The organism is Stenotrophomonas sp. YJH_SMC_73 (assembly GCF_059370155.1).
Window position 1 is genome coordinate 305,675 of sequence record NZ_JCAFTJ010000007.1, and the last position, 12,122, is coordinate 317,796.

Genomic DNA, 12,122 nt, shown 5'->3' on the forward strand with positions numbered 1-12,122 from the left:
GCAGGCTCGGCTCTACAGGGGGGCATCGCAGACGGAAAGAGCCGGACCCGCAAGGATCCGGCCCTTTTCCGTTATTTGGCTGCCAGCTGGCGCAGCACGTACTGCAGCAGGCCGCCATGACGGAAGTACTCGACTTCCTTCGGGGTCAGCAGCATCACCGAGACCTCGAAGGTCTTCTTCGTGCCATCGGCCTTGGTCGCGGTGACCGTGGCGCGCTTGCTGGCACCGTCCTGCAGGCCGGTGATGTCGATCACTTCCGAGCCGTCCAGGCCCAGGCTCTGCGCGTTCTCGCCGTTGCGGAACTGCAGCGGCAGCACGCCCATGCCGACCAGGTTGGAGCGGTGGATGCGCTCGAAGCTCTCGGCGATGACCGCCTTCACCCCCAGCAGCAGGGTGCCCTTGGCCGCCCAGTCGCGCGACGAACCGGTGCCGTATTCCTTGCCGGCCAGCACCACCAGCGGCACCTTGTCGGCCTTGTACTTCATGGCCGCATCGTAGATCGCCAGCTTCTCCGGCTGGCCACCGCCGGCGGGGTAGTACAGGGTGTTGCCGCCTTCCTCGCCACCGAACATCAGGTTCTTGATGCGGATGTTGGCGAAGGTGCCGCGGACCATCACGTCATCGTTGCCGCGGCGGCTGCCGTAGCTGTTGAAGTCGGCCGGCTGCACGCCGCGTTCCTGCAGGAAGCGGCCCGCCGGCGAGTCCTTCTTGATGTTGCCGGCCGGGGAGATGTGGTCGGTGGTGATCGAATCGCCGAACAGGCCCATCACGCGTGCGCCGTGCACGTCGTCGATGCTGCCGGTCTGCATGGTCATGCCATCGAAGTACGGCGGGTTCTTGATGTAGGTGGAGGCATCGCTCCACGCGTACAGGTTGCCGTCCGGCGAGGCGATGGTGTTCCAGCGGGTATCACCCTTGAACACGTCGGCGTAGTTCTGCTTGAACATCTCCGGGCCGATGGTGGCGGCGATGACGTCGCCGATTTCCTTGTTGCTCGGCCAGATGTCGCGCAGGAACACCGGCTGGCCATCGCTGCCGGTACCCAGCGGCTGGGTGGTCAGGTCGATGTCGGTGGTGCCGGCGATGGCGTAGGCCACCACCAGCGGCGGGCTGGCCAGGTAGTTCATCTTCACTTCGGGGTGCACGCGGCCCTCGAAGTTGCGATTGCCCGACAGCACCGAGGTGACCACAAGATCGCCGGCGGCGATGCCGGCGCTGACTTCGGTCGGCAGCGGGCCGGAGTTGCCGATGCAGGTGGTGCAGCCGTAGCCGACCACGTAGAAGCCGATCTTCTCCAGCTCCTTCAGCACGCCGGCCTTTTCCAGGTAGTCGGTGACCACGCGCGAGCCCGGCCCGAGCGAGGTCTTCACCCACGGCTGGCGGTTCAGGCCCTTGGCGGCCGCATTGCGGGCCAGCAGGCCGGCACCGATCATCACCGCCGGGTTGGAGGTGTTGGTGCAGGAGGTGATGGCGGCGATGACCACCGCGCCATCCTTCAGCCGCACCTTTCGGCCTTCGATCTCGATGTCGGCGAAGCCCTTGGCCAGCTGCTCGTTGCCGACCGCCGCGCCGCCGCCTTCATTGACGAACGAGGAAACATCTTCACTGCGCTTGTCGCGGTTGCTGGTCATGCCGACCAGTGCTTCGCGGTAGTTCTTCTGCACGTCTTCCAGCAGCACGCGGTCCTGCGGACGCTTCGGGCCGGCCAGCGACGGCTTCACCGTGCCCATGTCCAGTTCCAGCGTGGTGCTGTACTGGGCATGCGGGCTGCCCGGTTCGTGCCACAGGCCCTGTGCCTTGGCATAGGCTTCGACCAGGTCGATCTGCTCTTCGCTGCGGCCGGACAGGCGCAGGTAGTTCAGCGATTCGGCGTCGATCGGGAAGATGCCGCAGGTGGCGCCGTACTCCGGGGCCATGTTGCCGATGGTGGCACGGTCGGCCAGCGGCAGGTGCTGCAGGCCGTCACCGTAGAACTCGACGAACTTGCCGACGACGCCCAGCTTGCGCAGCATCTGGGTGACGGTCAGCACCAGGTCCGTAGCGGTGGCACCCTCGGGCAGCTTGCCGGTCAGCTTGAAGCCGACCACCTGCGGGATCAGCATCGACGACGGTTGGCCGAGCATGGCGGCCTCGGCTTCGATGCCGCCCACGCCCCAGCCAAGCACGCCGATGCCGTTGATCATGGTGGTGTGGCTGTCGGTACCGAACACGGTATCGGGGTAGGCGACCGCCTTGCCGTCCTTGTCGGCGGTCATCACTACGCGGGCCAGGTTCTCCAGGTTCACCTGGTGGACGATGCCGGTGTTCGGCGGCACTACCTTGAAGTTGTCGAAGGCCTTCTGGCCCCAGCGCAGGAAGCCGTAGCGTTCCTGGTTGCGCTGGAACTCGATCTTGCCGTTGAGGTCCAGCGCGTCCGGCTTGCCGAACACATCGACCTGCACCGAGTGGTCGATGACCAGTTCGGAGGGGATCTGCGGGTTGATCTGCTCCGGCGAGCCGCCCAGCTTGACGACCGCGTCGCGCATCGCGGCCAGGTCGACCACGCAGGGCACGCCGGTGAAGTCCTGCAGGACCACGCGCGCCGGCATGAAGGCGATCTCGGTGTCCGGCTCGGCCGCCGGGTTCCAGCGGGCCACGGCTTCGATGTGGTCCTTGCCGACGGTGATACCGCCGTCCTCGTGCCGGAGCAGGTTCTCCAGCAGGATCTTCATCGAGTAGGGCAGGTGGGAGATATCGAAGCGCTGGCCCAGCGTGGGCAGGCTGAAGTAGTCGTAGGTCTTGCCGCCGACGTTCAGCTGGCTGCGGGTGGAGAACGAATCGCTCATGCGGGGTAACTCCTTCTTGCGGATGGCTTGCAGTGGCCCGCGCATGGGCGGGCCTGCTTGCGGTCGCCGCGGGCCTGACGGCCCCGGTCGTCCCAGTATGAACCTCAGACTGAATGGATTCATCCGGGCCGGGTTCCGGCCTGCGGCATCGGTTCCAGACTACAGGGGAAGGTGTATGGCGTATGTCACGTTTGTGGCCGATCCTTTGCGAGGCAAGGGCTGGCGGGGCGCCGGTCCTGTTCAGGGTGGAAGTATGCCCGGGGAAGTATGTATAATTTGTGCATACTCTGGAGGGCCTACCGATGGAAGCCACTGTTGCAGAACGCGGACAGATCACCCTGCCCAAGGCGGTGCGTGATGCCCTCGGCCTGACCAAGGGCACGCTGCTGAAGGTCGAGCTGGACGGCAGCCGCATCATCCTGCGCAAGAGTGTTGACGATGCGATTTCACGGGCGCGCGGCAAGTTTGCGCTGGACGGCTTCGAATCGTCCGACGCAGCGGTACGCGCGGTGCGTGACGAGGAATAAGCCGTGATGATCGCCGTCGATTCACCGGTGCTGGTGGAACTGCTCAGCAATGGTCCGCAGGCCGATGCCGTGGAAGCCATCCTCCGGCAGAGCCTGGTCGGTGGCCGCGTGGTGGTCTGTGGCGCGACCCTGGCCGAGGTCTGCGCATCGTTGCGCGGCGGCGCCGAGGTGCTCGAAGCGCTGGAAGAAATGGGCGTGCACTTCAACCCGATGGAAGCCAAGTCGGCGCTGCGCGCCGGCGAGATGCACCGCCGTCATCGCCAGCGCGGCGGCAGCCGCCGCAGCCTGGACGAATTCATGGTCGGCGCCCACGCACTGCTGCAGTGTGACGGCCTGATCACCTGGAACGACACGTTTTACCGCGACTACTTCAAGGGCCTGAAGCTGATCGTGCCGCACGCCTGAGCCCACTTTGTTATTTCAACCTACGCATTACCCGGGAGTTGTCATGTTGGAAGCCTACCGCCACCACGTCGCCGAGCGCGCTGCGCTTGGCATCCCGCCGCTGCCGCTGAGCGCGCAGCAGACGGCCGATGTCATCGAACTGCTGAAGAACCCGCCGCAGGGCGAGGCCGAGTTCCTGCTCGACCTGCTGACCCATCGCGTGCCGGCCGGTGTCGATGACGCGGCCAAGGTCAAGGCCTCGTACCTGGCGGCGATCGCCCTGGGCAGCGAGCAGAACCCGCTGATCAGCCGCGAGCGCGCCACCGAACTGCTGGGCACCATGCTCGGCGGTTACAACGTGGCCCCGCTGGTGCAGTTGCTGGACGACGCCAGCGTCGGCACCATCGCCGCCAACGGCCTGAAGAAGACCCTGCTGGTGTTCGATGCGTTCCATGACGTGCAGGAAAAGGCCAAGGCCGGCAACGCCCACGCCCAGGCCGTGCTGCAGAGCTGGGCCGATGCCGAGTGGTTCACCAGCAATCCGGAAGTGCCGCAGAGCCTGACCGTCACCGTGTTCAAGGTGCCGGGCGAGACCAACACCGACGACCTGTCGCCGGCACCGGACGCGACCACCCGCCCGGACATTCCGATGCACGCCCTGGCGATGCTGAAGAACAAGCGCGACGACGCGCCGTTCACCCCGGAAGAAGACGGCAAGCGCGGCCCGATCCAGCAGATCCTTGACCTGAAGGACAAGGGCCATCTGGTCGCCTACGTCGGCGACGTGGTCGGCACCGGTTCCTCGCGCAAGTCGGCCACCAACAGCGTGCTGTGGTGGACCGGCGACGACATTCCGTTCATCCCGAACAAGCGCGCCGGTGGCGTCTGCCTGGGTTCGAAGATCGCCCCGATCTTCTACAACACCATGGAAGATGCCGGCGCGCTGCCGATCGAGCTGGACGTGTCGAAGATGGAACACGGCGATGTGGTCGAGCTGCGTCCGTATGAAGGCAAGGCGCTGAAGAACGGTGAAGTGATCGCCGAGTTCCAGGTCAAGTCCGACGTGCTGTTCGACGAAGTGCGTGCCGGTGGCCGCATTCCGCTGATCATCGGCCGTGGCCTGACCGGCAAGGCGCGCGAAGCGCTGGGCCTGGCCCCGACCGATCTGTTCCGCCTGCCGGTGCAGCCGGTCGACACCGGCAAGGGCTTCTCGCTGGCGCAGAAGATGGTCGGCCGCGCCTGTGGCCTGCCGGAAGGCCAGGGCATGCGCCCGGGCACCTACTGCGAACCGAAGATGACCTCGGTGGGCTCGCAGGACACCACCGGCCCGATGACCCGCGACGAGCTGAAGGACCTGGCGTGCCTGGGCTTCTCGGCCGACCTGGTGATGCAGTCGTTCTGCCATACCGCCGCGTACCCGAAGCCGGTGGACGTGAAGACCCACCACACCCTGCCGGAGTTCATCTCCACCCGTGGCGGCGTCTCGCTGCGCCCGGGCGACGGCGTGATCCACAGCTGGCTCAACCGCATGCTGCTGCCGGACACCGTCGGCACCGGTGGTGACTCGCACACCCGTTTCCCGGTGGGTATTTCGTTCCCGGCCGGTTCGGGCCTGGTCGCCTTCGCCGCGGCCACCGGCGTGATGCCGCTGGACATGCCGGAGTCGGTGCTGGTGCGCTTCAAGGGCAAGATGCAGCCGGGCGTGACCCTGCGTGACCTGGTCAACGCGATCCCGCTGTACGCGATCAAGTCGGGCCTGCTGACCGTGGCCAAGGCTGGCAAGAAGAACATCTTCTCCGGTCGCATCCTGGAAATCGAAGGCCTGCCGGAGCTGAAGGTTGAGCAGGCGTTCGAACTGTCCGATGCCTCGGCCGAGCGTTCGGCGGCCGGTTGCTCGGTGCGCCTGAACAAGGAACCGATCATCGAGTACCTGACCAGCAACATCACCCTGCTGAAGTGGATGATTGCCGAGGGTTACCAGGACCCGCGTTCGCTGCAGCGTCGCATCGAGAAGATGGAAGCGTGGCTGGCCAACCCGCAGCTGCTGGAGCCGGATGCCGACGCCGAATACGCCGCCGTCATCGAGATCGACCTGGCCGACATCCATGAGCCGATCGTGGCCTGCCCGAACGACCCGGACGACGTGAAGACCCTGTCCGAAGTGGCCGGCGCCAAGATCGACGAAGTGTTCATCGGTTCGTGCATGACCAACATCGGTCACTTCCGCGCCGCTGCGAAGCTGCTGGAAGGCAAGCGTGACCTGCCGACCCGCCTGTGGGTGGCCCCGCCGACCAAGATGGATGCTTCGGAGCTGACCAAGGAAGGCGTGTACGGCACCTTCGGCGCTACCGGCGCGCGCATGGAAATGCCGGGCTGCTCGCTGTGCATGGGCAACCAGGCGCAGATCCGCGAAGGCTCCACCGCGATGTCGACCTCGACCCGCAACTTCCCGAACCGCCTGGGCCGCAACACCAACGTGTACCTGGGTTCGGCGGAACTGGCGGCGATCTGCTCGCGCCTGGGCCGCATCCCGACCAAGGAGGAGTACATGGCGGACATCGGCGTGATCAACGCCAATGGTGCGGAGATCTACCGCTACATGAACTTCGACCAGATCGAGGAATACCAGGACGTGGCCAAGACGGTCGCTGCCTGATGCGGTAACTGAAAACCCCCGGCTCGCGCCGGGGGTTTTTTTGTGAGCGGACGACGCATGGTAGTGCCGGCCGCTGGCCGGCAACCCGTTGAAACGAAGAACCTCCGGTGAAAGCCGGGTTTCTATTGTGCCCGGCCAGGCGGCCTAGCCCATGCGCATCGCGGTTCGGGTCTGCTCCTGGACGTGGTCTTGCTGACCGACCTGCTGTGCCTGCGCAATCTGTTCGGCCTTGGCGATCGACTGCTCCACCGGCGTATTGATTGCCTCGCTGATCGGAACCGACGCCCGCAGGTGTGCCGGATTGTCCGGTGCTCCCTGCACAACGAACATGCGAGGGCCCGAGCCATCGCTGGGTGGACTGCCCAGGACCACATGATCAACGCGTTCGAGGCCGCTGCTCTTGGCCGTCGCAAGCAGGCTGGCCGTCATGCGCTCACTGGTTTCAACGAAGCTGCGCCCGTGCCTGGCATCCACGGCGGATACACCATCGCGGATCTGCTGGTAGAGCGCATGGTCTGGATGGCCTTCCTTCCTGGGATCCAAGCCTGCCTTGTCCAAGGTTGACTCAATGCTCTCCTGCAATGGACTCCTGGGAGAGAAGCCGGGATTGCCGAGAGAGGGCGAGCCCTTGTCGGTTGCATCCTGGGTCAGTTGCTCCCCCGGCCTGAGCGCATTCTGGGCCCGCTGCTCCGCTTCAGCCTCGCGGCGGGCATATGCACCGGCTTCCTCAATACCGCGCAGGTAATTGACCCCGTCGCGCAGCAGGCCAGGTCCGCCGCCGACAAGCATGGTCGCGCCTGCGCGCAACTGATGAACATCACTGCGGTAGTCGGCAATCCTGCGCAGGTCTTCGGGATCTGTGATCCGGGCCTGGGGATTGTCCAGTACAGACGGCACCGGGCCCTTGTCGGTCACGCGATCAAGGAAATGAACCAATCGATGGGAGTCGCCCAACTGGACCGCCACTGCGGCGGACATGACATGGCCGCTTTTCATCCCAGGTGTTCCAAGCGAGGCGATGCGCTGACCGTGCTCGGCGTTGCGCAGGACCTCCAGTTCCCTGGGCAGCGCATACATCTCGACCTTGCCGTAATGAGGACCGCCCGCGCTGACCAGGTCGCCTGCCATCACATGGTTGGTGAAGGGCGCCGCGTTGGCCGGCTGGCCCTCAGGAAGGCGATACGCCAGCCCGGCAGCACCGTAAGGATTGAATGCGTCGCCGGGGAGGTTGTAGTGGTGTGCAGTGATCTGGGCGAGCGCGCCGCCCAGCGAGTGGCCGGTGACGTACACCGGACCATACCCATTCTCTTTAGCCAGATCGATCGCCTGCTTGGTCAGTGCGAGGGCATCACCGAGTTGTGCGTTGACTCTTGCGGTGACCATCGCAGCGTCGATGCCGCCGTCAATCAGAGGCTGGCGATCAAACTCGGTACCGCGATGGGTGACGATTACTTCTTTGGATTCGAGATTATGGTAAATGACGCCTTGGTAGCCGGTGGCGGAGTTTAGGCTGGCCAATACACGATATTCCGTCCCGGCAATGGTAACAATGGCCTTGGGCGCAGGGAGCGGATCCTTGTAGACATGATCTGAGAGGGCTGCATTTGCTCCAGGATTCATTGGGCTGTTCCTTCAGTCCGTGTGGAGATTTCGATTGGGAAGTAATCCTTTCGCTTATCTTGAGGCATCTTCTCGTACCAAGTCGAAGGCTCGGTAGGCGTCCACTCTGGCGATCCCCCTGAAGTCATGGGGCGCAAGGCGCGATGTACGTAGGTAGTAGCGAGTTTCTCGGTTTCAAGCTTTGTGAATGAAGTCCATGCGGTTGCTTGGATAGGGCGATCATCGATGATGAAGGCGAATGAAGCTTCCACGAGCACGGGCGTCCAAGTGCACGGGCCGCGACCGTAATAGTCGGCAACTTCCATGCCATCGTTGAATACAACACTGCTGAATTCAGTGGCACTGAGGCGCTGTGCCTGAAGCTCAACCTTGTGCTGGTTCGGCTCGTACTGCACCCCCTCCCAATTGTTGACCGGAGGGAGACAGAGTGGGTCTATCTCATACGTGACAAAGACCGAAGGAACGGGGACATCCACGGGTGCATCGTGGACCCGAATCACAATCGGCAGCGCATCCCTGGGTGCAGGATTCTCGCGATAGACCGGGTATGAGCGTTCCTTGTTGCAGCCCGGAACGGCCAGTGTGATCGAGGCGATCAACGCAACGTGAGCAAGGGTCGGGAGAACTTTCAGCATGAGCGGTCCATGTCGCTGCAGGATTTTCCTTGATCCCTGGAACATGCGGTCTCATCACGAACGACGGTGCCGCATCCGGGCAAGTGCGACAGGTTGCGCAGTGGGTATTGCCCGCTATCCGGACCTCCCTCCCTGCGTACCCGAGCAGCGCGGCCTTGCGGGGTAACGTTCATCGGCGTTCCATTGCTGTGCGATACCTGACTATACGACCCGCTCCAGCCGCGCTCCAAGTCGGTGTCCTGCGGGCCTCCCGTTTGGCGCGCATGGCTTGCGGCAGGATCAAACCTCGATCAGCGTCGTTGAAACATCAATGGTCGAAAGTGCTGGCGGCGGATCGGCAATGGAGCCTGACGTCTCTTGGAGGTGTCCAGCAGGGTGCAGAGCCGAGCGTGGGCTCGGCTCTACAGGGGCCTGTCAGCCGCGGGCGAGGGCGAGCAGCCGCTCGGCGATCCGCTCCAGTGGCACCTGTTCCTCGGCCGCGCCCAGCTTGAACGCGGCACCCGGCATGCCCCAGACCACGCTGGTGGCTTCGTCCTGCACCAACGTCGGCGCGCCGGCCTGGCGCATTTCCAGCAGGCCGCGTGCGCCGTCGTCGCCCATGCCGGTGAGGATGGCACCGATCGCATTGCCACCGGCGTTCTGCGCGACCGAACGGAACAGCACGTCCACTGCCGGCTTGTGGCGGTTCACTGCCGGGCCATCGTCGACGCGGCAGCGCCAGCGCGCACCGTCGCGGATGATCCGCAGGTGCTTGCCGCCCGGCGGCAGGTAGGCATGGCCGGGAAGCACCGCTTCGCCGTCGCTGGCCTCACGTACCGCCATCGCCGAGTGGCGGTCCAGGCGTTCGGCGAAGGCACTGCTGAAGCTGGCCGGCAAATGCTGGGTCATCACCACGGCGGGCGCGTCGGCAGGCATGCCTTCCAGCACCACGCGCAGCGCTTCGGTGCCGCCCGCCGAGGAACCGATCGCGATCAGCCGGTCGGTGGTGCGGAACTGCGGCGCGGCCGGGCGTATCGCGGGCGCGGCGTCCAGCATGAGCTTCGGCGCGGCAGCGCGCACCAGCGGACGTACCCGCGAGCGCGCCGCCATCTTGACCTTGGCGATGATCTCGTCTGCGTAGCCCTGCAGGCCGCGGGCCACGTCCAACTTCGGCTTGGACACGAAATCCACGGCGCCCAGCGCCAGTGCCTGCAGGGTGGTGTCGGCGCCGCGCTCGGTGAGCGAGGAGATCATCACCACCGGCAACGGGTGCAGGCGCATCAGGTTTTCCAGGAACGCCAGCCCGTCCATGCGCGGCATTTCCACGTCCAGGGTGATCACGTCCGGGGCCAGTCGCTTGATCTTTTCACGGGCCAGCAGCGGGTCGGCGGCGGTGCCGACCACGTCGATGGCAGGATCGCTGGACAGGATCTCGGTGAGCATCTGGCGCACGACGGCAGAGTCGTCGACGATCAGCACCCGGCAGGGGGCGTTGCCGGTAAAGGTCATTCGAACAGCTCCACGCCACCGGTGACCGGCGCCTTGGACAGGCGCGCACGCACCGCCGATTCGGTGGCAGCCACTTCGGCCTCATGCGCATGCGGCAGGCGCTGCACCACCACGCGGCCGGTGTCGGCGAAGAACCAGATCTTGCGCGGATGGATGCCGCACAGGTCCTCGGCGATGATCGGGATGTGCTCGGCCTGCAGGTACTGGCGCACGAACTCGGCGTTGCGGGTGCCCACTGGATTGCTGGTGAAGCCCTTGAGCACGTTGGCGCCGCCGAACACCTTGGCCTCGATGCGCTTGCGGTGGGCGCCCCGCTTGAGCATGTCGTTGATCAGCAGTTCCATCGCATAGCTGCCGTAGCGTGCGGGTGCGCCGTCACCGGCGTTGCCCTCCGGCAGCAGGAAGTGGTTCATGCCGCCGATCTTCAGCACCGGGTCGCGCAGGCAGGCCGCCACGCAGGAGCCCAGCGTGGTGGTCAGCGCAGTGGTGTCATCGACCACCAGGTACTGGGTCGGCAGCAGCTTGGCGGCGATGGTCTGGAAGCGCGCATCCTGGTAGCGCATCACATCGTCGGTACGCAGCGAGGCATTCATGCGCCGGCCTTTGCCGCACGGCGGTACAGGGTGCGGCCGCAGGGCTGGATCAGGTCGGCGGCGTGCAGGTAGTTCTCCGAATGGCCGGTGTAGAGCAGGCCGTCATCGGCCAGGTGCTGGACCAGGCGACCGAGGATGGCGCGCTGGGTCGGCTTGTCGAAGTAGATCATCACGTTGCGGCAGAACAGCGCGTCGAACGGGCCGCCGACGTCGTAGCGCGGGGCGAGCAGGTTCAATGGGCGGAACTCGATCAGTTCGCGCAGCGCCGGCAGCACGCGGCACTGGCCCTCGTTGGGGCCGCTGCCGCGCTGGAAGTAGCGGCGGCGCAGGTCCGGATCGAGGCTGGCGACGCGATCGATGTTGTAGACGCCGCGGCCGGCGGTGGCCAGCACCTGGGTATCGACGTCGGTGGCAATGATGCGTACCGGCGGCTTCAACGTGCCGAAGGCCTCGCAGGCGGTGATCGCCATCGAGTAGGGCTCTTCGCCGGTGGACGCCGCGCACGACCACAGCAGCAGTGGGGTGCGGCTGGAGCGCTGTTGGAGTTCCTCGCGCAGCTTGTCGAAGTGATGCGGTTCGCGGAAGAACGAGGTCAGGTTGGTGGTCAGCGCGTTGGTGAACGCCTGCCATTCGTCACCATCTTCCTGCTCCAGATGGTCCAGGTACTGCTGGAAGCTGCGCATGCCCAGCGTGCGCAGGCGGCGCGACAGGCGGCCATAGACCATGTCGCGCTTTGCCGGCGCGAGGGCGATGCCCACCCGCTGGTAGATCAGGTCGCAGACGCGGCGGAAATCGCGGTCGGCGAACTCGAATTCGCGCGGGCCGGTGACGATGGGGGTAGGACTTTGCACGGGGGACGTGTCCATCGGCAGAGGCGGCGGCCGCAGCCGCCGCGGGTGGGTCTCAGAATTCCTGCCAGTCGCTGTCGCTGGCGGCGAAGGTGCTGGCGTTGCTGCTGCGGCGGACCGGAGCGGGCGTGCTGGTCGGCTGCGGGCGTGCCACGGTGGTGATACGGGCCGGCTCCGCGCGCGCGGCCACGGCCTTCACTGCGGCGGACACCTGGTTGTCGAGGCGGAAGATCGCCACGGCGTCAGCCAGCTGGCCGGCCTGGTCCTCCATTGCGCGTGCCGCAGCAGTGGCTTCTTCCACCAACGCAGCATTCTGCTGGGTGGTTTCGTCCATCTGCACCACGGTCTGGTTGACCTGCTCGATGCCCGCCGACTGTTCCTGCGAGGCCGCAGAGATTTCGGCCATGATGTCAGTCACGCGCTGCACCGAGGCGACGATCTCGCCCATGGTCGCGCCGGCCTTGTGCACCAGCGCCGAGCCGTCGTTGACCTTGCCGACCGAGTCGTCGATCAGGCCCTTGATCTCCTTGGCGGCGGCGGCCGAGC

General features: G+C 65.5%; 10 protein-coding genes. 3 read left to right on the forward strand and 7 right to left on the reverse strand.

The features are described 5' to 3' along the window. Positions 1-71 precede the first annotated feature (71 nt). Positions 72-2,825 carry an aconitate hydratase AcnA gene (acnA, locus tag AC5P8R_RS13835; RefSeq protein ID WP_495223549.1) on the reverse strand — a complete coding sequence of 918 codons (2,754 nt, stop codon included), beginning with the start codon at positions 2,823-2,825 and terminating at the stop codon, positions 72-74. Between the two features lie 302 nt (positions 2,826-3,127). Here acnA and AC5P8R_RS13840 point away from each other — a divergent pair, with 302 nt between their 5' ends. From AC5P8R_RS13840 to acnB, 3 genes are read left to right on the forward strand one after another with little or no spacing between them, the layout of a single operon-like run. Then, a complete protein-coding gene (locus tag AC5P8R_RS13840) occupies positions 3,128-3,352 on the forward strand; it encodes an AbrB/MazE/SpoVT family DNA-binding domain-containing protein (protein ID WP_005409505.1) in 225 nt (74 codons plus the stop codon). 6 nt (positions 3,353-3,358) lie between these two features. After that, positions 3,359-3,757 carry a type II toxin-antitoxin system VapC family toxin gene (locus tag AC5P8R_RS13845; RefSeq protein WP_005416402.1) on the forward strand — a complete coding sequence of 133 codons (399 nt, stop codon included), beginning with the start codon at positions 3,359-3,361 and terminating at the stop codon, positions 3,755-3,757. Positions 3,758-3,800: 43 nt separating this feature from the next. Further along, complete coding sequence (gene acnB, locus AC5P8R_RS13850) at positions 3,801-6,392, forward strand: bifunctional aconitate hydratase 2/2-methylisocitrate dehydratase (RefSeq protein WP_495223550.1); 2,592 nt, start codon at positions 3,801-3,803, stop codon at positions 6,390-6,392. Between the two features lie 144 nt (positions 6,393-6,536). Here acnB and AC5P8R_RS13855 read toward each other — a convergent pair whose 3' ends face one another. The 6 genes from AC5P8R_RS13855 to AC5P8R_RS13880 all read right to left on the reverse strand — a co-directional run. Then, positions 6,537-8,012, reverse strand: a complete 1,476-nt coding sequence (locus AC5P8R_RS13855) for an XVIPCD domain-containing protein (RefSeq protein WP_495223551.1) — start codon at positions 8,010-8,012, stop codon at positions 6,537-6,539. Beyond that, complete coding sequence (locus tag AC5P8R_RS13860; RefSeq protein ID WP_075076504.1) at positions 8,009-8,647, reverse strand: hypothetical protein; 639 nt, start codon at positions 8,645-8,647, stop codon at positions 8,009-8,011. Before AC5P8R_RS13860 ends, AC5P8R_RS13855 begins: the two co-directional genes overlap by 4 nt. A gap of 414 nt (positions 8,648-9,061) precedes the next feature. Continuing rightward, positions 9,062-10,135: a protein-glutamate methylesterase/protein-glutamine glutaminase gene (locus tag AC5P8R_RS13865; protein ID WP_014647016.1), complete on the reverse strand. Its 1,074-nt coding sequence runs from the start codon at positions 10,133-10,135 to the stop codon at positions 9,062-9,064. After that, positions 10,132-10,728: a chemoreceptor glutamine deamidase CheD gene (gene cheD, locus AC5P8R_RS13870; protein WP_014037083.1), complete on the reverse strand. Its 597-nt coding sequence runs from the start codon at positions 10,726-10,728 to the stop codon at positions 10,132-10,134. Before cheD ends, AC5P8R_RS13865 begins: the two co-directional genes overlap by 4 nt. After that, a complete protein-coding gene (locus AC5P8R_RS13875) occupies positions 10,725-11,594 on the reverse strand; it encodes a CheR family methyltransferase (RefSeq protein ID WP_049416359.1) in 870 nt (289 codons plus the stop codon). Before AC5P8R_RS13875 ends, cheD begins: the two co-directional genes overlap by 4 nt. A 37-nt stretch (positions 11,595-11,631) precedes the next feature. After that, positions 11,632-12,122, reverse strand: a 491-nt coding sequence (locus AC5P8R_RS13880; RefSeq protein WP_495223552.1) for a methyl-accepting chemotaxis protein, incomplete at its 5' end; no start/stop codon positions are given.